Origin of the sequence: Afipia sp. Root123D2 (genome assembly GCF_001425835.1) — a bacterium.
Taxonomy (GTDB): Bacteria; Pseudomonadota; Alphaproteobacteria; order Rhizobiales; family Xanthobacteraceae; genus Afipia.
Window position 1 is genome coordinate 945,346 of sequence record NZ_LMDP01000001.1, and the last position, 22,815, is coordinate 968,160.

The 22,815-nt window shown below is 62.0% G+C and carries 19 protein-coding genes and 1 pseudogene; 14 read left to right on the plus strand and 6 right to left on the minus strand.

Going from position 1 to position 22,815, the window contains the following annotated elements; genetic code table 11:
- The first annotated feature begins 15 nt into the window (after nucleotides 1-15).
- Nucleotides 16-1,293 carry an ABC transporter substrate-binding protein gene (locus tag ASC80_RS04610; RefSeq protein ID WP_056293242.1) on the plus strand — a complete coding sequence of 426 codons (1,278 nt, stop codon included), beginning with the start codon at nucleotides 16-18 and terminating at the stop codon, nucleotides 1,291-1,293.
- A gap of 55 nt (nucleotides 1,294-1,348) precedes the next feature.
- Here ASC80_RS04610 and ASC80_RS04615 read toward each other — a convergent pair whose 3' ends face one another.
- On the minus strand, nucleotides 1,349-2,302 hold the full coding sequence (locus ASC80_RS04615; protein WP_056293245.1) for a LysR family transcriptional regulator: 954 nt from the start codon (nucleotides 2,300-2,302) through the stop codon (nucleotides 1,349-1,351).
- A gap of 288 nt (nucleotides 2,303-2,590) precedes the next feature.
- On the opposite strand from ASC80_RS04615, the gene ASC80_RS04620 reads away from it, so the two are divergent.
- The 11 genes from ASC80_RS04620 (at nucleotide 2,591) to ASC80_RS04670 (ending at nucleotide 14,206) form a co-directional block, all read left to right on the plus strand.
- Nucleotides 2,591-4,306 carry an FAD-dependent oxidoreductase gene (locus ASC80_RS04620; protein WP_056293248.1) on the plus strand — a complete coding sequence of 572 codons (1,716 nt, stop codon included), beginning with the start codon at nucleotides 2,591-2,593 and terminating at the stop codon, nucleotides 4,304-4,306.
- A 37-nt stretch (nucleotides 4,307-4,343) separates the two neighbouring features.
- The gene (locus tag ASC80_RS04625) at nucleotides 4,344-5,339 is read left to right on the plus strand and encodes a succinate dehydrogenase/fumarate reductase iron-sulfur subunit (RefSeq protein WP_056293252.1); all 996 of its coding nucleotides are present in this window, start codon (nucleotides 4,344-4,346) and stop codon (nucleotides 5,337-5,339) included.
- An 11-nt stretch (nucleotides 5,340-5,350) separates the two neighbouring features.
- A complete protein-coding gene (locus ASC80_RS04630) occupies nucleotides 5,351-6,211 on the plus strand; it encodes a CoB--CoM heterodisulfide reductase iron-sulfur subunit B family protein (RefSeq protein ID WP_056293255.1) in 861 nt (286 codons plus the stop codon).
- 435 nt (nucleotides 6,212-6,646) lie between these two features.
- Nucleotides 6,647-7,261 (plus strand): energy-coupling factor ABC transporter ATP-binding protein, encoded by a 615-nt coding sequence (locus tag ASC80_RS04635; protein ID WP_244487182.1) that lies wholly within the window; start codon nucleotides 6,647-6,649, stop codon nucleotides 7,259-7,261.
- The gene (locus ASC80_RS04640; RefSeq protein WP_244487183.1) at nucleotides 7,261-7,884 is read left to right on the plus strand and encodes an energy-coupling factor transporter transmembrane component T family protein; all 624 of its coding nucleotides are present in this window, start codon (nucleotides 7,261-7,263) and stop codon (nucleotides 7,882-7,884) included. Before ASC80_RS04635 ends, ASC80_RS04640 begins: the two co-directional genes overlap by 1 nt.
- A 10-nt stretch (nucleotides 7,885-7,894) precedes the next feature.
- Nucleotides 7,895-8,449, plus strand: coding sequence for a biotin transporter BioY (locus ASC80_RS04645; protein ID WP_056293261.1), 555 nt, complete (start codon nucleotides 7,895-7,897; stop codon nucleotides 8,447-8,449).
- Complete coding sequence (locus ASC80_RS04650; protein ID WP_056293264.1) at nucleotides 8,446-9,954, plus strand: AMP-binding protein; 1,509 nt, start codon at nucleotides 8,446-8,448, stop codon at nucleotides 9,952-9,954. The genes ASC80_RS04645 and ASC80_RS04650 overlap by 4 nt, the downstream gene beginning before the upstream one ends.
- Nucleotides 9,951-11,078: an acetyl-CoA C-acyltransferase gene (locus tag ASC80_RS04655; RefSeq protein ID WP_056293265.1), complete on the plus strand. Its 1,128-nt coding sequence runs from the start codon at nucleotides 9,951-9,953 to the stop codon at nucleotides 11,076-11,078. Before ASC80_RS04650 ends, ASC80_RS04655 begins: the two co-directional genes overlap by 4 nt.
- 16 nt (nucleotides 11,079-11,094) lie before the next feature.
- Nucleotides 11,095-11,601, plus strand: coding sequence for a MaoC family dehydratase (locus tag ASC80_RS04660; RefSeq protein ID WP_056293266.1), 507 nt, complete (start codon nucleotides 11,095-11,097; stop codon nucleotides 11,599-11,601).
- A gap of 353 nt (nucleotides 11,602-11,954) precedes the next feature.
- Nucleotides 11,955-12,851 carry an arginase gene (locus ASC80_RS04665; RefSeq protein ID WP_056293269.1) on the plus strand — a complete coding sequence of 299 codons (897 nt, stop codon included), beginning with the start codon at nucleotides 11,955-11,957 and terminating at the stop codon, nucleotides 12,849-12,851.
- Nucleotides 12,851-14,206 carry a cytochrome P450 gene (locus tag ASC80_RS04670; protein ID WP_244487184.1) on the plus strand — a complete coding sequence of 452 codons (1,356 nt, stop codon included), beginning with the start codon at nucleotides 12,851-12,853 and terminating at the stop codon, nucleotides 14,204-14,206. Before ASC80_RS04665 ends, ASC80_RS04670 begins: the two co-directional genes overlap by 1 nt.
- Here the strand turns inward: ASC80_RS04670 and ASC80_RS04675 are convergent.
- A complete protein-coding gene (locus ASC80_RS04675; RefSeq protein WP_056293273.1) occupies nucleotides 14,191-17,391 on the minus strand; it encodes an ATP-binding protein in 3,201 nt (1,066 codons plus the stop codon). The two genes, ASC80_RS04670 and ASC80_RS04675, sit on opposite strands and share 16 nt — an antisense overlap.
- Nucleotides 17,392-17,424: 33 nt before the next feature.
- Nucleotides 17,425-17,550 (minus strand): annotated as a pseudogene (locus tag ASC80_RS24710) (double zinc ribbon domain-containing protein); the annotation flags it as partial.
- Nucleotides 17,551-17,737: 187 nt separating this feature from the next.
- On the opposite strand from ASC80_RS24710, the gene ASC80_RS04680 reads away from it, so the two are divergent.
- Complete coding sequence (locus tag ASC80_RS04680; RefSeq protein ID WP_056293276.1) at nucleotides 17,738-18,196, plus strand: hypothetical protein; 459 nt, start codon at nucleotides 17,738-17,740, stop codon at nucleotides 18,194-18,196.
- Nucleotides 18,197-18,239: 43 nt separating this feature from the next.
- On the opposite strand, the gene ASC80_RS04685 is transcribed toward ASC80_RS04680, so the two are convergent.
- The 3 genes from ASC80_RS04685 to ASC80_RS04695 are packed head-to-tail and all read right to left on the minus strand — an operon-like array spanning nucleotide 18,240 to nucleotide 21,300.
- Nucleotides 18,240-18,497: a DUF2189 domain-containing protein gene (locus ASC80_RS04685; RefSeq protein WP_056293278.1), complete on the minus strand. Its 258-nt coding sequence runs from the start codon at nucleotides 18,495-18,497 to the stop codon at nucleotides 18,240-18,242.
- Between the two features lie 11 nt (nucleotides 18,498-18,508).
- Nucleotides 18,509-20,293: an adenylate/guanylate cyclase domain-containing protein gene (locus tag ASC80_RS04690; protein WP_082512473.1), complete on the minus strand. Its 1,785-nt coding sequence runs from the start codon at nucleotides 20,291-20,293 to the stop codon at nucleotides 18,509-18,511.
- A 32-nt stretch (nucleotides 20,294-20,325) separates the two neighbouring features.
- Nucleotides 20,326-21,300 carry an ABC transporter substrate-binding protein gene (locus ASC80_RS04695; RefSeq protein ID WP_056293280.1) on the minus strand — a complete coding sequence of 325 codons (975 nt, stop codon included), beginning with the start codon at nucleotides 21,298-21,300 and terminating at the stop codon, nucleotides 20,326-20,328.
- Nucleotides 21,301-21,541: 241 nt separating this feature from the next.
- On the opposite strand from ASC80_RS04695, the gene ASC80_RS04700 reads away from it, so the two are divergent.
- Entirely contained in the window at nucleotides 21,542-22,687 is a 1,146-nt protein-coding gene (locus ASC80_RS04700; protein WP_056293282.1) for a DJ-1/PfpI family protein, read from the plus strand.
- The last annotated feature ends 128 nt before the right edge of the window (nucleotides 22,688-22,815 follow it).

Consider the following 22,815-nt stretch of genomic DNA (forward strand, 5'->3'; position numbering starts at 1 on the left):
CAAGGAGAGAATATCATGGCCAAGAAATTGTCGCGCCGCAGCTTTCTCGGATGTGCTCTCGCGGGGGGAGCTGCGGCTGGTACCGCTAATCTGACCATCATGAGGGATGCCTTTGCGCAGTCCTCGGGACCGCTCGTGATTGGCCACCATTGCGATATGACGGGGGTGATATCGTCGTGGGGTGTGTGGCATGACAAGGCGGCGCGCGCCGCCGCTGATATCATCAATCAGGGTGGCGGCATCGCCGGCCGTAAGGTCGTACTGGCCACCGAAGATACGGAATCCAATCCCGCGAGCGGCGCACGAAAGCTCAGGAACCTGATCCAGCGCGCCAATGCCGAGTTCGTCATTGGATCGGTCCACTCCGGGGTGATGCTCGCGGCGATCCCGATCGCGTCCGAATTGAAGACAATTTACTTTTCGACCGGCGAGGCGACCGAGGCAACGGGATCGAAAGGCACGCGCTATTCGTTCCGCACTGGTACGGACACTTACTCGATCGCCGCGGCAAGCATGCCGTGGTGCGTCGAAAACTTCGGCAAGGCCTGGTCGATCATTTATGCCGATTACGCCTGGGGGCAGAGCACCAACCAGGAATCGCGCGCCTTCATCGAAAAGGCGGGCGGCAAGATCATCAACAGCATCGCTGTGCCGCTCGATACCAAGGACTTCGTGCCTTATCTGGCGCAGATTTCGGCCGACACCGAAGTGCTGTTGCCGGCCTTTATCGGCTCGCTATCGCTTGGCTTCTACACGCAGGCCAAGAGCATGGGTCTCGACAAGAAGATGAAGATGTTTTCATCGTCCGCGAGCATCGAGTCGATCGCTCCGGACGATATCCAGGGCGCCGCGGAAGGCGTCTACTTTTTCGAGAACTTCCCGCGCATGCTTTCGTCCAAGAACGACGAATACCACAAGGAATTCAACAAGCGGCTCAATATCGACGATATGGACGCCCGCCTGATTGGTGGTCAGGCGGTGATGGACAAGAGCCATTGCTGGCAGGCCTGGGAAGATCTGTTCGCGCTCAAGCAGGCGATCGAGAAGGCCGGCTACAAGACACGAAAGGATGTCGAGGGTGTCATCCAGGCGCTTGAAGGCATGGAGATGAAGAACTCGCTTGGGCATCCGCAGGGCGACAAGATGATCCGCAAGGAAGATCATGTCGGCATCATGGATTGCTATATTAGCCGCGTGGTGAATGGCAAGCTGGCGCTCCAGAAGCGCGTGCCGAAGGAGGACCTGCTGAAGAACATGCCGGTCCGCCATAATCTGTCGGCAATGCCGGTGTGATGCGTCAGGCGCGCTGGGTAATCGGCATAACGGTGCCGGTTACCCGAGCGTGGTGTCAGAATTTCACGGCCGGAATCGTAACGGAGGGCTCTTCAAGCGACGGTGATTCTCCGAGCAGGAACTTTTCATCTGCGGCGAAGATGCGGGCAATTGCTTTGGCCGAGCGGCTGATGGTTTTCAAAACATGCTGATCGCGCCCCACCGACATCCAGACCGGACGCAGGCTGCGGATCTGATCGGGTAAAACCCGAAACAGCCCGGCCTCTTCGCCGACAAATGTCGGAAGAACGACCAACCCGGCGCCGGCGATCGCGGCATTGCGCTGGGCGATCACGCTGTTGCTGCAAAATACCAGGTTCGCATTAGGAACGAGCTGCTCCAGCCATCTGACGGATTCGATGGTGATCATTTCGGGAATGTAACCGACGTAGCGATGCGACTCGAGTTCATCGCGGGATTTCGGCAGGCCATGATTCGCGCAATAACGTTTCGAACCATAAAGGTAGATTGCGGTTTCGCCGATCTGCTGGCTGATGAGGCCGGGAATCAATGGATCGAAAAAACTGAGGAAGATGTCGGTCTCTTTCTTCAGGAGGTCGACGATGTGCGGGTTGCTGAACAATTCGATGCGGATGCCGGCGTCATCCATCGTGATCTCCTGAATCCGCCGGGCGAGATATCCACTTGCCAGTCCTTCCATCGTTGCGACCCGAATGGTTCGGGTCTGCGTTCCGATGGTCCGCCCGAGTTCCTCGTTCAAGGCAGCGGCATGCACCTCCATCTGACGGATATGCTCAAAAAGCTGCTCGGTTTCCGGGCGTGGCCGGATGCCGCGATTGGACCGGTCAAAAAGCCGTTGCTCGAGGATGAGTTCGACTTGTGCGACGCGCCGGGTGACCGTCGAGTGGTCGACCTTGAGAATTTTTGCGGCGGCATAAATGCTGCCCTGTCGCGCGACTTCGAGGACGACCCGCAGGTCGTCCCAGGCCAGCCTTTCCAGCTTCGACATCTTAATTCCTCCTCGCCGGATATGCGTAACATACGAAATTTACAAAGAATATTGCTGCAGGCCGATCGGGCGCGCGAATTGTCGCGGGCGGGCGCGTTGATCAACGCAAATGGCTTGTGCGGCCGGTCGCAAGCGAGCACTGGCGGGTGCATAAACGCCTAATGCGGCGCTCGCTATACCACACTAGGTTTTGCACAGGGCTGGCCGTTCTGATCATCAACCTTGTCACGGGGCGAGGGTCCGGGGCGATACGAGTTTACCGCTCAGGCGCAGCAAGAGACCTGATCCATGCAGATCATAACAACCGATGTTGTCGTTGTGGGTGGTGGCGCCGCCGGTTGCTATGCAGCGCTCGAATTGTCCCGGAAGAAAATCCAGTCGGTCATCGTCTGCAAGGGTCTCGTTGGCAAAAGCGGCGCGTCTCTTTTCGCCGGAAATCTCGTCATCGGTGGTGGATTGCTCGGCAACACGCCGGAACAGGCAAGTAACACGGCGGAATTTCTGATCAGGTATCACAACCAGTTTCTGATCGACCAGAAATGGGCTAAACGCTGCGGTCAGTGGATCGAGAACGTCTACTATCCCGAGCTTGAGGAGGCCGGTCTCTATTTTCGCCGCGACGACGACGGCAACGTGGTGACCAATCCCGGAAAGATCCGAAGCGTTGCGGCGAACACGCAGGGCAATTCGGGCGTTCCGTTCATGGATCTGCGCCGCAAGCAGGTGATGAAAGCCGGTATCCGCAGGCTCGAAGAAACGTCGGTCACATCGTTGCTGCGGCGTTCTGACGGCAGCGTGTGTGGGGTCTTCGCGGTCAATTGCATGACGGGCGAATACTCCGTCGTGCTGGGGCGTGCCGTCGTCCTGGCCACCGGTTATTCAGACCGTCTGCATATGCGATCGACAGGTACGCGCGAGATGTCAGGCGACGGCATCGCAATGGCATGGCGGGCCGGGGCCAGTCTCGTCAATCTCGAGATGCAGTGGTGGCACACCAACGATGTTGCCCATCCACCGACCTGGCAACGCATCCAGATATATCCCAACCCCGTGCTTGGTTCGGATCACTCGGCGCGCATGGTGAATTCCTCCGGTGAGGAATTCTTCAATCAGCAGGTCGACGATCCGATGGCGTTTGCGCCTTACACCGTTCAGCTCAAGGCGCTGGTGAAGCAGGTGCACGCAGGCAAGGCGCGTTACGATGGCGGCTATTTCGCCGGTTTCGATCACGTCGATTCCAAGGAGATCGATGCCTACACGACCTATGGCAAGCCGTTCTATCAGCTTGGCCGGGAGCCCAAAAACGGACCGATCGAAACTGCCGTCACAGCGCATTACCGGCAGGGCGGAATTCTGGTCGATAATTCGAACATGCGTTCTTCGGTGCCCGGGCTCTACGTCGCAGGTGGCGTTAGCGGACACAGCAACGGACTGATCGCGCTGGTCACATTCGACGGAAAGACGGTTGCGGACGGCATTGCCGCCGATCTCGACCAGCTTCAACCCGCAACGCTTCCGGAAGACCAGGTCGAAGCGGAGCGGCTGCGCATTGAGGCCTTGCTGGCAATGCCCGGTGACGGATTTTCGCCGGTTGCCGTCAAGGAGCAGATCCGCCGCATCATGTGGGAGAAGGTGGGTGTCGAGAAAAATCTCGCCGGCCTCACCGGTGCACTGGAGGATCTCGATCGCCTTCGCACGTCGGTGCTGCCCAACATGAAGATCAAGAACCGGACGAGGGTCGCGAACTATGAATGGCTGGACGTGATCGACGTTCACAACATGATCGACGCCGCGGAGCTGGTTATCCATTCGTCGATTGAGCGCCGCGAGAGCCGGGGTCCGTTCATGCGAACGGACTTCCCGGAAACCGACAATGAGAACTGGCTGGCAGCCAACATCATGGTCAAGACCGACAATGGGTTTCGATTCGAGCAACGTCCCTACGAACTGCCGTTCTATCAACCCGGTTTCGCTCGTCGCGACAACATGACGGTGCCGTGGTGAATGCGCGCCGAACACTGTCGATGTCTGGAGGTGCGCGATGAACGTGCAGGTCGACGCGCGAAGTATCGGCAAGGCCGAGAATTTCGACGGGTTGCTGGCGCGCAACACACGGCTCCAGCCAGGCGATCCGGTGCATATTCGCGTTTTGCGGTTCGATGCCGATCATGCCGATCAATCCGGTTTTGAAAGTTTTGTGGTTCCCTACGATACCTCGATGCGCGTTCTGGATGCGCTCAACTATGTCGCGGAGCATTTCGCGACCGATCTGGCCTACCGCTGGCTATGTGGATCCAAGATGTGCGGCACCTGTGCCGTCCGCATGAACGGACGGGAAGTGCTGGCGTGCTGGGAAAGCGTCGAGCCCGAAATGACGATCGAGCCGCTGCGCAATCTGCCGGTCATCCGCGATCTGGTGGTGGACCGGTCGCCGTATGAGGCGCGTGTCGCGAAATTCGAGCCCTGGCTTGAACGCTCGTCTGACTATGCCGGCTTTCCTGAACCGCTGTCGCACAAGGACATGAAGAATGCGTCCAAAGCCTTGGATTGCATTAGCTGTATGTCGTGCTTTTCGGCCTGTCCCGTCGTCGGCCTCGGCGATCTCACGGATTTTGCGGGACCGGCGCCGCTGGTCCAACTGGCGCAAACAGCCCTCGATGTTCGGAACGACCCGAAGAAAGTAGCGAGCGCGCTCGAACATGCCGGAATTTTCAACTGCGTGTCCTGCTATAAATGTGAGGAAGTCTGCCCCGCCAAGATTCCGATCGTGACCCGGATCATCGAGCCTTTGAAGGCGAAGACCGCTGTCCTGGTTCCTCACGCCGCGCGGCATTCGATCGTGTTTCGGGCAATTATCGCCTCACGAGGACGGATCGACCCGAGCGAACTTGTGATGCGGGTTCAGGGCGCGAAAGTGTTGCTGCAGGTCGGGCGTGCGTTGCGGCTTCTGCTTCGCGGCAAGATCAATCCACTCAAAACTTTATTCGGGAAAAACGGGAGCGCAGCGAACGCGGCGTCCCGTATCCTCGATCGATAGAAGGCTGCATCATGAAATTCGCCTATTATCCCGGCTGTTCGGCGAAAAGCACTTGTGCCGAACTTAACGTGGCAATGCGTAAGGTTGCGGTCGCGCTTGATTTGCAGCTCACTGAGCTCGAGTCGGCTACCTGCACAGGAGCCCGCGAGATCAGGGCAATCGACCCTGTCGGATTCCTTGCGCTCAATGTGCGCATCCTCGCACTCGCCGAGCGGGATCAATTGCCGCTGATGACGATCTGCAATACCTGCACACTTAACCTTATCGACGCCAACGCGATTTTCGCAGAGGACGCAGATCTTGCCCGGCAGGTGAATTTGCGGCTCGCCGAGGAAGGCCTTGAATATAAAGGCACGACCCGCGTCACCCATTTCTTGTGGGTGTTGTTTGAAGACATCGGCGCCGAGCGCCTTCGCGAACTCGTGGTCAACCCTCTGACCGGACTGTCGGTCGCGGCTTTTTATGGTTGCCACATTACGCGACCGCCGGGCAAATACGGCTTCATAGATTCCCGCAATAATCAATCGCTCGAGCAGCTCTCCATGTTACTTGGCTGCAAGCCGGTCGATTATACCGGCCGAACGGAGTGCTGTGGTTTTCATACCGCCGCTCATGACGAACGCATTTCGATCAAGCTGACGGGCCAGCACATCCAGTCGGCGAAAACCAACGGTGCAGACGCGATGGTGACGCCATGCCCGCTGTGCCATACCGTGCTGGATAGTTTCCAGAAGGAAATTGAGAAGGATGCCGGCACCAAGCTGGACATGCCGGTTCTTCATCTCCCGCAACTGGTGGGCCTTGCCCTCGGGATGTCGCATGAAGAGTTGCGCCTCGGCAGTCATGTTGTCTCGACGGAGGCTCTCAGGTAGCCGCGTTCGCACCAGCGGGGAGGGACATTTTGCCGGCGTTCGCGCCGGAACTATTTTTGGCCGATTTTGGTCGTTCTCACCGTCCGGGTGCTACAGGCCTCCAGGACGTACGTTCTGATCGGACTGGGCGATCCGGATATGGCCAACGTGCTGGGGATGCAGCAATGGGAATGCTGTCCTGACCAGTGGTGGTGATGGCCGTCTCAAGTGACTATAGTGCGCTGATTATCCCGACCCGTGTCCCAAGGAAAATGGGCATGGAGTCCCTTGATGGTCAGGTGCATGTCTAGTGTTTTGCGAGAACTTCCCGCCATAGCCAGAGGCGATGAACTGGCTTCTGCCAGCAAGATAGTTTTTGAACGCGCGGAAGTACGACGCGGAAGCCGCCAGCTTCTTTCGATCCCGGCGCTTCGCCTTGATGCGCAGCGCATCGGCGTGATCGGCGACAACGGATCCGGCAAGAGCACGATGCTCCGCCTGATCAACGGGCTTCTCTTGCCGAGCAGTGGACGGATTGTCGTGGCGGGGCTCGATACGGCGCGTCATCGTAAGGAACTGCCGGCGCAGGTCGGTTTCGTATTTCAGAACCCGGACCATCAGCTTATTTTCCCGACGGTCGGCGAGGAGATCGCATTCGGACTGACCGAACGCGGGATGCCCGCCCGGCAGGCGCGAAATCAAGCGCTGACGCTGCTGGAGCAGCACGGCTGCACCGGATGGGTCGATCGCAATGTCAATGAGCTGTCCGGAGGCCAGAAGCAGCTTGTCTGCATTCTGGCGGTGCTCGCCACCGAGCCGTCGATCCTGCTGATGGACGAACCCTTCTCGAGCCTCGATCTTCCGACCCGGCTGGTGCTTTCCCGCAAGATCATGAGGTTGCCGCAGCAGATCGTGATGGCGTCCCATGATCTCGACCTGCTCGCGCAGTTCGATCGGGTGATCTGGCTGGACGCGGGCTGCATTCGCGAGGATGGTTCACCTGCCGATGTGCTGCCGGCCTATCGTGAGCATGCAGCGATGGCCGCTGAAGCGGATCTCGCCACGGTATGATGACCGACGGCCTCGCGCCAAAGACGTGGCTGCATCGCGTGCCCGCTGGCGTCAAGCTTGCGGGCCTTGCGCTGTTCAGCCTTGTGCTGCTGCCGGTCGATGACTGGCGGATATTGGCGGGCGTGTTGACGCTCGTTCTTGCAACCTATGCAGGCTTCGGGCGCCCGGGGCTCGCGCGGCTGGCATTGCTGCGGCCCCTGGTGCCGCTGCTTCTCATCATCGGCGGCGTTCAGGCGTTCTCAGGCGGCTGGCACGCGGGGGCTGTCGTCAGCCTGCGGTTGCTGACAATGCTTTTGCTCGCCGATCTCGTCAGCATGACCACCACGATGACCGCGTTGATGGACGTGCTCGCGCCGTTCTTCAGCCTGCTTCGTCCGCTTGGCGTCAATCCGCGCAAGATGGCGCTTGCGGTGGCGCTCGTCTTGCGCTTTGTCCCGGTTCTGCTGACGCGATGGCGTGCCCGCGAGGAGGCCTGGAAGGCGCGAACCCACCGTCGCGTTCCGGTGCGGCTGGTGGCTGTCTTCCTTGCCGATATTTTGCAACTCGCCGATCGGGTCGCGGAATCGCTCGATGCAAGGGGCTTCGATACGGCTGCCGCCGATCGTCAACGGAAGCTATCGTAGGAGAGATCACGTGGAATCGCGAGCCATTGTCCGTATTGCCCTGATGGCGGCCGTCATCGGTGTGCTGGGAATGCTCCCCGGAGTGATGTTGCCGATCGCCATGGGCGTGCCGATCACGGCGCAGACCCTTGGAGTCATGCTGGCTGGAATTATCCTCGGTCCGCGCCACGGCGCACTGGCGGTGCTGCTGTTCCTGTTCGTGGTGTTGCTCGGCGCACCGTTGCTGTCGGGTGGTCGCGGCGGGCTCGGTGTGCTGTTCGGACCGTCGGTCGGCTTCCTGCTCGGCTTTATTCCCGCGGCATTTGTCGCGGGTCTCGCGATGGAGCGGTTGAAGGCCCTGCCAGTGTTCGCCGCAGCGCTCGTTGCCGCGGTCGTGGGCGGGATTGTGGTGGAATACGCTTGCGGTGTTTTCGGCTTGATGGTGATGGCGCGGATGAGCCTGCTGCAGGTGCTTGTCGCCACGGCCGTCTTCGTGCCGGGCGATCTTCTGAAGGCATTGGCGACGGCCTTCGTCGCAGAGGCTTCGTATCGTGGCTATCCGGCTGCGATCGCGAGCCGGACGTGACCGATCACCCAACCATCACGGCAACGCTTCCGAGACATGCGCGCGCGAGCCCCGACCGCATCGCGGTGATTTGCGATCGCCACGCGATTACCTGGTGGGAGCTCGATCTGGCCGTGGATCGTCTCGCCGCTCACCTTGCGGCTGTCGTTCCGGCGGGACGTGGCGTTGCCTTGCATTTGCCGAACGGTCCGGCGCTGGCGCTGCTGTTTCTTGCCGCCGCGCGCGGGGGGCGGGAGGCGCAGGTCCTCGACCCCAATTGGCCGGTCGAGACGACGCGGCTTGCGCTCAGGGAGCTCTCGCCGGGTCTCGTGGTCAGTCATGATCCGGCGCTGGCCGGTGGGGCGGGTGCACTGGCCGTGATTGATGCCCACGGTCCGTTCGAGACTGTTGCGGATGCAATCGGGGCGAAATCCTCGTTCCAGTCGGTGCCGCAGCCCGATCCGTTGACGCCGTTCTATGTCGGGTTCACGTCGGGCTCGACAGGTCTGCCGAAAGGATATCGACGCCACCATTCGTCGTGGGTCGAGAGCTTTCGGGCAGGGGACCGCGAGTTCGATATAAACGCGGATGATGTCGTGCTCGCCCCCGGCGCGCTGACGCACTCGCTGTTTCTTTACGGGCTTGCGCATGGATTGTACGTCGGTGCGACCGTCATCCTTTGCCGGCAGTTTCGCCCCAATCTGGTCTGCCGGCTGATTGCGACGCATCAGGCAAGCGTGCTCTATGGCGTGCCGACACAGCTTGAAATGATCGTCGACGCGGCCATGCGTGATAGCGCGCCACCATTCGCGACGATGCGCTGGATTCTGTCGTCAGGCGCGAAATGGCAGGGCCGCGCGATGGACGATTTGCGGGACCATTTCCCAAGCGCGCGTTTCGCCGAATTCTACGGTGCTTCCGAATTGAGTTTCGTTACGGTTGTGAAGGATGATGAGGATGTGCCGCCCGATTCGGTCGGGCGGGCATTTTCCGGCGTCGATCTCTCGATCCGGGACCATCTCGGGCGCCGACTGCCGTCGGGTGAGGCCGGGCAGGTGTTCGTGGCCAGTCCCTTCGTTTTCATCGACTACGCCTGTGGGAATACAACGGCGCTCTTGCGCGATGGTGACGCGGTGTCCGTCGGTGACATCGGCGTTCTCGATGAACGCGGCTATCTCCGGCTTGTTGGCCGCGCCAGCCGGATGATCATTACGTCCGGCAAGAACGTGCATCCGGAAGAGATCGAGCGCGTGCTTGAGAGCCACCCCGCGGTGACGGCGGCGGCGGTGCTGGGCGTCGACGATGATCGCCGGGGCGAGCGGCTTCTGGCGCTGCTCAAACTCCATCCGGAGATGTCCGTTGCTTCGTCCGACCTGATCGGCCATGCCCGCAGCCGTCTACCGTCCTACAAGATACCGCGCCGGTTCGCGCTGCCGCCGAAGTGGCCGTTGACGTCGTCCGGCAAAAACGATTTTCAGGCGCTGCGCAGCATTTGGGACAGCGACGTGTGCGAGGCGCTCCCGTGACCGCCGCTTATCTCGTCGCCGCGCGCCGCACCGGCGTCGCGCCGCGCAACGGTGCGTTCAAGGCGGTGGAAGCCGACGAACTCGGCGAAGCGCCGATCCGTGCCGTCTTGTCCGATTGCGGCATTGCGCCGGATGCGATCGATGACGTGATCTTCGGCAACGCGCTGTATGGCGGCGGCAATCCGGTGCGGCTTGCCGCACTGCGCGCGGGACTGCCGGATCGTGTTCCGGCACTGACCATCGACAGTCAATGCTGCGGCGGGCTCGATGCGATCATGATGGCTGCGGACCGGGTCACCAGCGGTGGCGCGGATGCTGTCATCGCGGGAGGCGTCGAAAGTTTCAGCCGCGCGCCACTGCGTGCGCGACGGCCGCGCCATGCCGGCGAGGCCCCGCAGCCGTATGACAGGCCGCCCTTCGCGCCGTGGCCCGAGCGCGATCCGGATATGATCGCCGCCGCCGCGGTGCTCGCCGAAACATTCGGCATCTCGCGGACGAGGCAGGATGCGTTCGCGATCGCAAGCCACCGTAAGGCGATCGAAAATCCTCCCGGCTCCGGCGAGATCGTGCCGCTGGCGGGATTGTCGCGCGATGCCTTTCCCCGTGCGCTGACCGAAGCGCTGTGTTCGCGTTTGCCGCCGATCGCAGGCGATGAGGTGTCCGGCGTGACGCGCGCGACAGTCGCGGTCGAGGCCGACGCCGCCGCCGCCCTGCTGGTGGTGTCCGAAACGATGCTGCGGCGTCTCAATGTGGGGCGGCCGTTGCGGATCATGGCCGCAACCCGATGCGGTGACGATCCGGCAATGCCCGGCGCCGCGCCGATCCGCGCGGCCAAAAAGCTTCTCGCAGGGCAGCGGGTTGCTCCGGAGGCGATCGCCGTCGCCGAGATCATGGAAGCCTTTGCCGCGCAGGCAATCGCCTGTGCAGAGGGGATCGGCGTGGCGTCATCGGCGCTCAACCGGAGCGGTGGCGGATTGGCGCGCGGCCATCCGATCGGTGCATCCGGCGCAATCCTTGCGGTGCGGTTGTGGCATGAAATGCAGAAGGAGGAGCCGGGAGCGCTGGGGCTGGCGGCGATTGCCGCTGCCGGCGGACTCGGCAGCGCGCTGCTCGTGACGATATGACGAAAGGCAGGCTGAGATGAGTGAAGCCGGGCACGATCATGCATCGCCGATCGTGAGCACGCCTCTGCACGTCGCCAAGGCGATCGAGCTTGCTGCCTGCGTCGGCCGCGAATTTGCGCCGGGCCGCTGGCTTTCGGTGACGCAGGACGAGATCGATCGTTTCGTCGCTCTAACGGGTGATCAAAACTGGATTCATACGGATGCCGCGCGTGCGGCGCGTGAGCTGCCGGCGGCGAAGACGATCGTGCCGGGCCAATTGCTGCTGGCTCTTGTCCCGAGGCTGCTTCAGGAAGCCTGTGTGGTGACGGGCGGCGCGCAAGGCCGGGTGGCTGCGATCCGCGCCGTTCGATTTCGCCATGCGGTTCACCCCGGCGATGCGTTTCGGCTGCGAGCGCGATTGACGCTGGTCGAGCGGCGTCCGCGTTTCGTGCAGGTGGACGCTGCATGCGATCTCGAACTGATGTCCGGACAGAGGGCGCTGACATCGCAACGCACCGATGTCTTTTCTAGTGAAACAACATAGCGCGGTGCAAACTGGGATCGAACTGGCCGTGCATTTCGGACGAGGGCGCACGAACGCTCGCCCCGCGATGTGGCTGAATGTCCCGAACAAGCGTCTCGCCGCCGATGCCACCTGTCGTCAGGCGCGCAAACTGTGCCTGACTGAGATGCAGCACCGTCTGGTGAGCGCCGTCCATAGCATTTGCCGATGGCCTTCGCCGCAGCGTCCAAAGATGCCGCTGTCCGCCAGCTGACATCCAACGCCCGCAGCCAATCTGTCGCCCAGGGGCTGACCGGCTCTGGCATTCCCGCTTTCCGTCCCCACATCAAAAACAGGCCGCCTGCAATTCGGCCTGCTCTTAGCAGGGGCACGCGATGCTCTACGGCCTCGGGACAAATTCGCGGACGCAAACCATCGCTGCGGTGGAAGTGGCGGTCGGGGCGGGTGCGAAGGATTCCGGTTGCCGCGATGGGCCCGCCGGGTTTCGGCAACAGGCGGAGGCGGAATTGCGTGCGCGCGGCGTCACGCTGACGTGGCGTCACATGCCGCAGAGCCTGCGCGACGCCGGGGCGTCGCCGCTCGACGTGGTGGCGTCCACGGCGCGCTGGACCGCCCGCGTCACCCGGAATTTCGTCACCAAGGACAATCGCTTTCTTGTGGTCGGCGGCGATCATTCCTGCGCGGTCGGCACCTGGAGCGGTGCCGCCGATGCGCTGCGGCCATCGGGTGCGCTCGGGCTGATCTGGATCGACGCCCACATGGACATGCACGTTCCGGAGACCAGCCATAGCGGGGCCATTAACGGAATGCCGGTAGCGGCGCTGCTCGGTTACGGTGCGCCGCAGCTGACCTCGGTTGCGCACAGGGGTGCTGCGATTGATCCGCGTCACCTGTGCCTGATCGGCGCGCGGAGCTTCGAGCCCGAGGAGGCCGCGTTCGGGCAGCGCCATGGCGTGCGCGTCATCGATATGCCGGAGGTGCAGCGGCGCGGCGTCAAGGCCGTGCTCGCGGAGGCGCACGCAATCGCCGCGAGCGGGACCGCCGGCTACGGCGTGTCGCTCGACCTCGATGCGTTCGATCCTGTCGAAGCGCCCGGCGTTGGCACGCCGGCGCCTGACGGCATTCGCGCGGCGGATTTCCTCGCGCCGTGGAGCGAACTGATCAAGGATCCAGCCTGCGTCGGCATCGAGATCGTCGAATACAATCCGGCGCTCGACCGCGACGGGCGCACCGCGCGGCTGATGCAGGATTTGGTGATGGCTTGGGTCTGATGGCGGGAGTGCACAAACTGCCCGATATGCGCAACGTTGCTCCGGGGACGTCGCAAATTCCCGAGTCGATCAGCAATCTGATCGTCTCGCCGCAAGCCTACGCGCGCCAAAAAAATCTTCTGTCCGCCTTCCGCCAATTGCGTGAAACCAATCCGGTTGGCCGCGTTGATATCCGGGATTTTGACCCGTTCTGGGCGGTGACCCGGCACGCCGACATTCTGGCTGTGAGCCGCCGGCATGACGTCTTCCACAATGGAGATCGCGCAACCGCGCTGGTGCCTCGTGCCACCGATGAAAAGATTCGCGCGCTGACCCGTGGCAGTCCGCATCTTATTCGGACTCCGGTCCATATGGACGCGCCCGATCATCCCGCGTATCGCGCGCTCACCCAGGCCTGGTTCACAAGGCAGAGCATCCATTCAATGGAGCAACGCATCCGCGGCCTCGCACGCCGATGCCTTGACCGGATGGTGGCATTGGAGAGCCAGTGCGAGTTCGTCAACGATGTCGCGCGTCCATTCCCGCTCAAGGTAATGCTGAGCATTCTGGGAATTTCCGAGGAGGATACCGAGCAGGTGCTCGGCCTCACCGAGACGTTTTTTCGCAGTCAGGATGACAATGACGGGATGCCGACGGACCTTGTCCGCGATCCGGCGCGGCACGCAGAGCATCTTTTCGAGGTGTTGTCTGCTTTTCGCGCTTACTTCAAGCCGCTGATCAAGGCGCGGATCGCTGCGCCGCGCGACGATGTGCTGACCGCAATCGCGCATGCCGAAATCGATGGGCAGCCCATTCGCCCCTTCGAGGCGATCAGCTATCTGCTGATCCTCGCGACAGCCGGACATCACACCACGTCATCCTCGATCGCGGGCGGAGTCTGGGGACTATGTCAGTATCCGCACGAGTTCAGGAAGGCGGTATCGGATCGCGGTCTGATCCCCGGTCTGGTCGAGGAGGCGGTGCGCTGGACGACACCCGTTCAACATTTCATGCGGACGGCCGTGCGGGATACCGAAGTCGGTGGGCGCCGGATCGTTGCGGGAGACTGGCTGATGCTCTGCTATTTGTCGGGCACTCGCGACGAAGCCGTTTTCGACGAGCCCGACCGCTTTCGGATCGATCGCGGCTCCGCATCGCATGTTTCATTCGGCCATGGAGTCCACGTCTGCCTTGGTCAGCACCTGGCGCGGTTCGAGATGCGTATTTTCTTCGAGGAGATGCTGTCCGTCATCGACGAGATCGAGTTGTGCGGCGAGCCTCGGCGCTGCGCGTCGGTGTTCGTCGGCGGCCCCACGCACGTGCCGGTGCGATACAAATTGAAACGTCAATCAGCCGCTCGTCATGACGTGCGGTAAGCGGAGCCGCCGGCACTTGTAAAGTCCGTGGGCGGCGCCGGCATTCTAAGGCTGGAGTAGAGCGCGGTGGCCGCGCTGCGAAGCCGGTCGCCGTCGCTTGAGCGGCCCAACAGGAAGCAGGCCTGCGCAAGGCCGTTCTGGCAATGCGCCATTTCGGGCCGCAGACCGAGGTCGGAGGCAATCTGAAGCGCTTCAAGATAATAGGCTTCGGCCGTCTCGTGACGGTCGCTGCACTGACAGGCGTCGCCCATCAGACGTCGCGCCGAAGCTTCGACGGCGCGATAGTGATGGCTGGAAGCCAGATCGATTGCGTCTTTTGCCTGCTCGGTGACGCCTTGCGTGCGCCCCGCCATCAGATTGGCGAAGCCGAGATAGACCGTTGACCACGCCACGCCATAGGGAAACTTCGCCGATTTGGAGTACTCGACAGCCTTGGTCAGGAGTTCGATGCCCTCGTCGAAGCGCCCGGCCAAGGCGTAGGTGTGCCCCAGACTCGTCGAAATGACCGGAATGAGAAAGCTGATCCGGGCGGTGCGGCAGATATGATAGCCGTGCTCCAGCAAGCTCAGCGCGCGGGGCGGATTCCCCTGATGGGCCTGCACGAAACCGGCGTACCAGTGGGCGAGGGCCATATCGTAGGGACGGCCGGCCTCATCGGCGATCGCGCAGGCCTGTTGCGCGGTCTTTTCGGCGTCGGCGAAGTCGCCGATATAGGCCTGTGATGCGGCCAGCATGCCGAGCCATAGCACTGAGCTGGTTCCGGTTGTTCCGATCCGCTCGAGGCGCAGCGGCCCTGTGGTCCAGGATCGGTTGTCTTGCAGGAGCGCGAGGGATTTCCGGAAATTTCCGCGCCACATATAGGCCTGTCCGAGAAACGAACTCGCCGACAGTGCGAGGCGGCTGTCCTTGATGTCTCGCGCAATCTCGAGGCCCCGTTCGCCGCACTGGATGCTCGCTTCCAGATCTCCCTGCCAGTTGTGGACGAAAGTCTGGGCGACGCTGATGGCTGCAAGGCGAGGGCGATCGTCGATCGAGATTGCCAGCGCCTCGGCTTCACGCAGGTAAGTTTCAAGGGCGGCATACTCGGTGGTTGCTCCGAAGATCATCCTCAGGCCGAGGCGGACATCGATTCCCGTCTGCACACGCGCGCGATCCTGCGGCAGATGTGTCAGCGCCAGAAGCGCCTGTTCAAAAAAGATGCGCGCCTCATGATAGGCTGAAAGCTCCAGAGCCTTGCCGCCGGCCTGGCGTGCATAGGTCAGCGCCTCTTCCCACAACTCGCCGGCCAGAGCATGGTGGGTCAGGCTCTCGGCCATCTCCGCGAGATTGCCGCGATACTGGGACTCGATAGCCCTGACGATCTGGCCATGCAGATTCCGGCGCGTTTTCGACAGCAGGCTGCCATAGGCGACCTCATGCGTCAGGGCGTGCTTGAACCGGAATTGAAACGAGGTCGTGTTTGGGACCTGATAGAGAAAATCGGAACCCTGCAGGTCCGCGAGCAATGTTCGCAGTTCGTGGCCATCGATACCGGCGATCCTCTCCAGCAACGTCACTTGAACATCGGCGCCGATCACGGACGCCGTTTGCAGCAGGTCTCTTTGCGCGGGGATGAGGCGGTCGATGCGGCTTGCAAGAACCGCCTGAACGGTTTCGGGAATCCGGATGTCATGTAATTCCCGGGAAAGCTTGTAATTCCCGATACGCCCGCGCAGCACGCCTCCTTCCACCAGCGAACGGATCGTTTCCTCGATGAACAACGGAATTCCATCAGTGCGCTGGACGATGAGTTCGCGAAGCTGTCCGTTGGCTTCGTCGTTCCCGAGGACGCTCCGCACCAGTTGATCGGCAGCCGCTTGCGGAAGCGCATCGATCTGAATCTCGCGATAGTATTCTTTCCCCGCCCATTTGTGCGTGTACTCGGGCCGGTAGGTGAGAACGATCAGCAGATGGCTGGTCTCAATTCCGTTTGCGATCTCTTCCAGCAGGCTGCGGGTTTCGGCGTCGGTCCATTGCATGTCCTCGAACCACAGAAGCAAGGGACGAACAGCGGCGGCGCTCAGGATCAGGTTCTTTGCGGCAGCCAGAATTCGCTGCCGTCGCGCGGCCGGCTCGAGCGACTGCCACGCGGCGTCCTTGACGGGGATGTCGAGAAGCGACTGGATTGCCGGTAGCGCCAGGGCGAGATCCTCGCCGAGCGCGGAAATCTTTGCGCGGATGCGTCGATCGGCTTCATCGGAGGGGGCCTGTTCTGGAATTTCGCACCAGGCCCGGATCAGATTGGAAAACGCGAGGTATGGCGTATTCCTTGTATAGGACGCCGTCGTGGCCCTGAGGACGGTCCATGCCGAAGATTCCGGCAGATGCAGCACCTCATGCACCAGTCTCGATTTTCCGGCGCCGGGCTCGCCAACCACGCCGACGAGTTTGCCATGGCCTTCGGAAGCCACTCGCATCGTCTCGCGCAGAACAGCCAGTTCGGCGTCGCGGCTGACAAATTGAGTGAGCCCCCTTGCCGCAGCGACCTCCCAGCGTGTGCGGGCAGATGTGTGGCCGGTGATTTCGAACAGATTGAGCGGCTCGCGAAAACCCTTCACCGGAACAAGGCCGAGCGGCCGGGCTTCGATCAGGCCCTCTGCCAGCCGCACGACATCGGCGGTGCAGTAGATGCTTCCCGGCGTCGCCATCTGCTCCATCCGGGCGGCCAGATGAACTGTGGCTCCGATGGCGTCGTAGTCGACGGAGAGGTCCGTATTGATGGCCCGGACCAGAACTTCTCCGGCGTGCAGGCCGACGCGAATGGCCGGTTGGGTATCCGATGCCACGCGTAACGCATTCTGCATATCGAGCGCCGCATAAGCGGCCCGGACCGCACTGTCCTCATAAGCCAGCGGGGCGCCGAACAGCGCCATGATGCCATCACCCTCGATGCGGTTGATGGTTCCTTCATAGCGATGCACGGCATCGATCATGATCTGGAGAGTTGGACGGAGGCGTTCCTCGACCTGCTCGGGGTCGAGATCCTGTATGAGACTGGTCGATCCCTTCATGTCCGCAAAAAGAACAGTGACCTGCTTGCGCTCGCCTTCGATGGCGGCGCGCGATTCAAGAAGGCGTTTTGCCAGATGCTGCGGTGGATTCACCGGCGCGGCGATGACGTCTCTGTCGTCACTCGTCGGGTACAAGCGCTCCGGGCTGCGATCCGAACCGCAGGATTCGCAGAACCGGCTCGATCGCGCGACCGATGCTCCGCACACTGCGCATCGTTCGCTCAGCGGCGCGCCACAACTCCCACAGAATTGGGCTTGAGGGGAATTTCTGGCGCCGCACTCCGCGCAGACCATAGAGCCTCCGGCCTCTGAGAAGTATCTAAACTTCTGCAGCGGAAATGAACTCGGTCGAAATCTCCTCAGCCAGACAAGCAATCTAGCTCAAATCGAAACGATCGTGCACCCTTTCTTGCTTGCGTTATGTTTTGCGCTTACCGTCGATGACTATTGAAAATGTCCTGACATCCAAGGGAGGCTTTCGATGGGTTTCGCTTATCGCAAACAGATCCCAGGGAAAGCAGACATCAACGAGACCTTTTCGAAAAAGAATCTCACACGCACAAAAAAATTATACGAAAAGCTCGCCAAGTCTGGCCAGTACCGCTTTGGAGACCTGACGGCGTCGTTCTGCGGCCTCGACCAGAACCAGGAGAATGTCTGGCTCAAGGAGGTCGCCGATTTTTATCCGCCCGATGTTCAACGTGAAATTATAAGAACTATCGATGCAGCGTTGCTTCACAAGGATGACAAGGGCGCCGAAGTCCCCGTGCCGGTCGAATTCCGCTGGGGCGGCGAATTGTCAGACGGAAAGACGCAGGGCATCAGAGCCACATACGATCCTTCGGGGCCGTCATATCTGATCGAGATTGTCGGCTATCCAAGTCCGCTGAGATCGCTGCTGTCGGCTCGCGGCGCAGGCGACGCCGAAGAGGCTGACTAGTAACGCTTCCTGAGCCGCAACGCGCCCGAAGCGCCGGGCGCGTTTATTTTTGAAAGTGGATACCGTCACTCTCGGCCCGAAATGCGACGACGCTGATGCACAGGGCAATGAGGGCGAACAGGAAGCCGACACCGCAGCTCACGACGATCAACTGCAATCCGTCGCTGCTCGCGAAACTGCGTGAGATGAAATCCTGAATCGTCGCGGCGGCGCATGGCCGATGATACTCACATGGATCCCGTTCGCAGTTGGCAACCCAGACCACGATGCCGCGCGATGCGGACGCGGTCGCGTGCTGCACTTGGCTCCAGCCTAGGCGATGCGGTCGGGCGCCGCGAGCGCCTGATGACCAGCGCCCACATGCTGCCCGATCCCGATGACAGCGGCAAAGACAGGAACGGGCTGGTCGAAACCCTTCAGGGTCCGCGGATCCAGTTGAACGAGAGACACGTGCGTGCCGATCGCGTAGGCCGCGACGCTATCAATAAGAATCTCGGTATCTTCCGCGCTCGAACACAAGCGCGATGCGAGGTTCACGACGTTGCCGATCGCGCTGTAATCGAGGCGGCTTTCGGAGCCGATCCGCCCGACCGTGGCGGGCCCCATGGCCAGCCCGATGCCGAAGCCAAGCCGGTGGTTCAGCGCGCGCCAGCCGACCAGCAGTTTCTGCACGCTCATTTGCATGTCGCTCGCCATGTGGACAGCGCGCAATGCCGGATCCGTACAGGACACCGGCGCGTTGACCAGCACCATCGCGCCATCGCCGGTGAAGTTGACGAGCGTCGCTCCATGGGCGCTGACCACTCTTTCCACCGCGTCGTAATATTCGCGCAGCACACCCATGAGGGTTTCGGGTTCGGCCTGGGCCGAGAAGGCGGTGAAGCCCCGCAGATCACAGAACACCACGACGACTTCGACGCGCCGCCCATCGAGAACGCTGTCGTCGCCGGTGCGGTCGACCAGTTCGGCCACTTGCGGCGCAAGAAAGCGCTTGAGCCTGCTGATGCGTTCGGAGCGCTCCTGTGAGATCGCCAGTTCGCTCGCCATCTCGTTGAATCGGGTCGCCAGCCGCTCGAATTCGTCACCTGTTGTGATGTCGATGCGGTGGTCGAACTGTCCCGCGCCGATGCGGGCGACGCCGTCCTCCAGCAGGCGTATCGGTCCAATCATGCGCTGGGTCAGCCAGTAGGCGAGTGTTGCTGCAAGGGCAGCGCCGGCCACGAGCAGCGCGGCCGTGCGCCAAAGCGCGGCATAGATCGGCGCGAAGGCTTCGGTGAGCGGCTGCTTGACGATGACGCTCCAGTCGACGCCGGGAACCTGCGCCATCGCCGCCAACACCTTGTTGCCGGAGATGTCCTGACCCATGGCCGCCTGACCGGGGCGGGCGAGAAGAACATTCCGCAAGATTTGGAGCGGTCGCTGTTCGGCTTCGTCGGCCCGCAGGACGAGGCTGATGTCCGGATCTGCAACGAGGCGGCCGGGCCGATCCAGCACGAATGCTTCGCCGGTTTGTCCGACCCGGATCCCCGAGATCACCTCCCAGATGAACTTGAGATTGACCGCGGCAACAGCCACGCCATCGGCTGGGCGGTTGCCCGCGATTGCGATGGTCATGAAGGGTTCGGAGCCGTCGTGGAATGTGACGGGTCCGAACCAGATCCGGTCTAGGCGGGCTCCCGCCACGGCGGGTTTTGCGGAATGGTCGTCACCGCTCTCGATCCTGTTCAGGCCGATGCGCGATACGAAAAGGCGCTCCTTTCCGGCGGCATCGACCAGACTGAGGCTTTCGACGGCGGGGACCTGACGCAGCAGGCGCATGGCGTCGAGCCTGTGCCTGTCGCCGGTGTTATCCGGCCATGGCAACTGCACAGTCCAGCCGAGTTGATCCCGGATTCCCTCGATGAAGTCGTGGATCTTCACGGACGCGAACCGGGCTTCCGCGTTCAGCAGATCGTTCAGCCTGGCGCGCTGGTCGTGATAGCCGAACCACGCCTCGCTTCCGCCCGCGATCAGAAGCGGCACGACGGTTGCCGCAAAGAGCGTGCGAAAGTATTTCTTGAACAGTGACGTGCGTGGGACGACGAGCGGATCAGACATCGTGTTGTCTCGCGAGACGGCCGCCCTCCAGATCATTCGATCACCGTGTCCGCGCTGCTCAGTATCGAGGGCGGGAACGAGATGTTGAGGGCGCTGGCCGCCTTCAGATTGATGAACAGTTCGACCTTGGTGACCCGCTGCACCGGCAAATCGGACGGCTTCTCGCCCTTGAGGATACGGCCGGCGTACATTCCCGAGTGACGGTGCGACTGATGGAAATCGCCGCCGTAGCTCATCAGGCCGCCGGCAAGCGGGAAATCGCGCGATTGCGTCATCGCGGGTACGGCATGGCGAACCGCGAGCGCGGCAAGCTGCGGGCTGCGGTAAGCGAAATAGGGATCGGAGCTGAAGACCAATCCGCCCGCCCGCATTTCACGCACCGCCGCGAACATGCCATCGAACTCCTGTTCGGAACTGGCTTTCAGGACAACAAGCTCAAGTCCGAGGTCTGTCGCCGCGGTCTGGAGGTTCGCCAGTTGCGAGTTCGAGGTCGGGCTTGTCGGATTGATGGCCGCCGCGAAGACGTTGGTGTCCAGACGCACCTCATGCAAGAACTCCAGCCGCTTGCGCGAGACCTCGACACTCAGGCTCGACACGCCGGTGAGATTGCCTCTTGGCCGGGACAGGTTGTCCACCACGCCGAGTGTAATGGGATTGCCGCCCATCTCGAAAACAATCGGGATCGTCGTCGTCGCCGATTTTGCCGCGAGCGCAACTTCTGCGCCGCCCGCTGCGACGATCACGTTCACCGGACGGCCGGCGAGATCCTTTGCGAGCGCCGGCAGCCGGCTGTATTGACCTTCACCCCAGCGAAATTCGATCGCGACATTATGCCCCTCGGTGTAACCGGTTTCCCCGAGGCCTTCGCGGAAAGCCTTGAGACGGCTGGCGTAGCGTTCCGGGTTTTCGGAGCCGAGATAACCGATGACCGGCATGGTCTGGGCACGGGCCGGGACCATCCATGCCATGGCACCGCCGGCGAGTGCGATGAAATCGCGCCGCCTCATTCGATCGGCGGTTTCGGCCAACGCGCGAGGCACGCAACGCAAGGTTGTCTCTCCATCCAACCGACGCCGCCCAGTCACTCGGCCGCAGCATATCCTTGTTGTCCCGGTTACGGAACTGCCGGCTCGGTCGCTCAAGCGGATGTTTGCGATATGGCGGGTTTTGCCCGGCCTATGGCATTTCGGGCGGGGCCGTCCGGCGTATTGTGGAGGCGGGGCAAATCGCCGTGGCCAGGATGTGACTATGAGGATGAAAGTTCTGCTGTGGAGTCTCACCGGAGCTGTCGCTGTTTTCGCGGCGTTCGGCGCAACGTGGCTTCTGTCGTTGCCCTCATCTCCGGCCGCGACGTCGCCGCCGCCTATCGCGCAGGACGAAGCGGATGCCATGCGCGCGGCCTTGAAGCCCAGGCGTTCGCGGCCGCTGATCGCGATTATCGGCATCAATGATGCTACCGAGACGACGGACTACGTCATGCCTTACGGCATTCTCCGGCGTGCCGACGTCGCGGACGTTGTGGCGCTGGCGACAGGGCCCGGCCCGGTGAAACTGTATCCCGCGTTGACGGTCGAGCCGGATGCGACGATCGCCGATTTCGACGCGCGGCATCCGCAAGGGGCTGACTATGTGATCGTGCCTGCCATGAGCCGGGATGACGACCCGGCCGCGCTCGCATGGATCCGGGCGCAGGCCGCCAAGGGCGCCATGGTCATCGGTGTTTGCGCGGGCGCCAAGGTCGTCGGCGAGGCGGGGCTGCTCGATGGCAAGCGGGCGACAACCCACTGGTACTATCTCAAGGAATTGCGAAAGGAGCATCCATCGATCCGGTATGTCGCGGACCGGAGGCTGGTGGCGGATCAGGGCGTTGCAACGACAACCGGCATCAGCGCGTCGATGCCGATGTCGCTGATTCTGATCGAGGCCATCGCCGGGCGCGGCAAAGCCGAGGATGTCGCCCGCAGTCTCGGCCTGACGCATTGGGACGAGAGGCACGACAGCAGCGCCTTCAAATTTACACGGCCATTCGCCCTGACGGCGATCGCCAACACGCTCGCGTTCTGGAATCGCGAACAGTTCGGCATTGAACTGGTTCGCGGCATCGACGAGGTGTCGCTTGCGCTGGTCGCGGATGCATGGTCGCGAACCTATCGCTCGCGCGCGGTGACGCTTGCCCGTACCGCGGATGCGCAGCCGACCCTGAGCGGCCTTCGCGTTCTCCCTGATCGGGTTGTGACGGAGGAATCCGGCCTGCGTCTCCGGCCGATCGGGGATCGGAAGCCGGCCACAGCACTGGACGAAACTCTTCAAGCGATCTCGGCCCGCTACGGGCCGCACACGGGTGATCTCGTCGCGATGCAGCTCGAGTATCCGGCGCGGCAAACATTCCGGTGACGACTGACAGTCGTCGCGGCGACCGATCGCAGCAGCGTCTTTCGCCGACGTGACGATGTTCAGGAGGGGCGCGCCGGTTTCACTCCAGATCGAAATCAGCGGTTGCGGCTTGTCATCCTCGGCTCGGG

Excerpts from the sequence above, each read along its gene's own strand:
- ASC80_RS04665 (WP_056293269.1), top strand. The coding sequence starts at position 11,955 with ATGCTCTACGGCCTCGGGACAAATTCGCGGACGCAAACCATCGCTGCG.
- ASC80_RS04680 (WP_056293276.1), top strand. The coding sequence starts at position 17,738 with ATGGGTTTCGCTTATCGCAAACAGATCCCAGGGAAAGCAGACATCAAC.
- ASC80_RS04625 (WP_056293252.1), top strand. The coding sequence starts at position 4,344 with ATGAACGTGCAGGTCGACGCGCGAAGTATCGGCAAGGCCGAGAATTTC.
- ASC80_RS04690 (WP_082512473.1), bottom strand. The coding sequence starts at position 20,293 with ATGTCTGATCCGCTCGTCGTCCCACGCACGTCACTGTTCAAGAAATAC.
- ASC80_RS04615 (WP_056293245.1), bottom strand. The coding sequence starts at position 2,302 with ATGTCGAAGCTGGAAAGGCTGGCCTGGGACGACCTGCGGGTCGTCCTC.
- ASC80_RS04660 (WP_056293266.1), top strand. The coding sequence starts at position 11,095 with ATGAGTGAAGCCGGGCACGATCATGCATCGCCGATCGTGAGCACGCCT.
- ASC80_RS04640 (WP_244487183.1), top strand. The coding sequence starts at position 7,261 with ATGACCGACGGCCTCGCGCCAAAGACGTGGCTGCATCGCGTGCCCGCT.
- ASC80_RS04630 (WP_056293255.1), top strand. The coding sequence starts at position 5,351 with ATGAAATTCGCCTATTATCCCGGCTGTTCGGCGAAAAGCACTTGTGCC.
- ASC80_RS04610 (WP_056293242.1), top strand. The coding sequence starts at position 16 with ATGGCCAAGAAATTGTCGCGCCGCAGCTTTCTCGGATGTGCTCTCGCG.
- ASC80_RS04670 (WP_244487184.1), top strand. The coding sequence starts at position 12,851 with ATGGCGGGAGTGCACAAACTGCCCGATATGCGCAACGTTGCTCCGGGG.
- ASC80_RS04700 (WP_056293282.1), top strand. The coding sequence starts at position 21,542 with ATGAGGATGAAAGTTCTGCTGTGGAGTCTCACCGGAGCTGTCGCTGTT.
- ASC80_RS04620 (WP_056293248.1), top strand. The coding sequence starts at position 2,591 with ATGCAGATCATAACAACCGATGTTGTCGTTGTGGGTGGTGGCGCCGCC.
- ASC80_RS04695 (WP_056293280.1), bottom strand. The coding sequence starts at position 21,300 with ATGAGGCGGCGCGATTTCATCGCACTCGCCGGCGGTGCCATGGCATGG.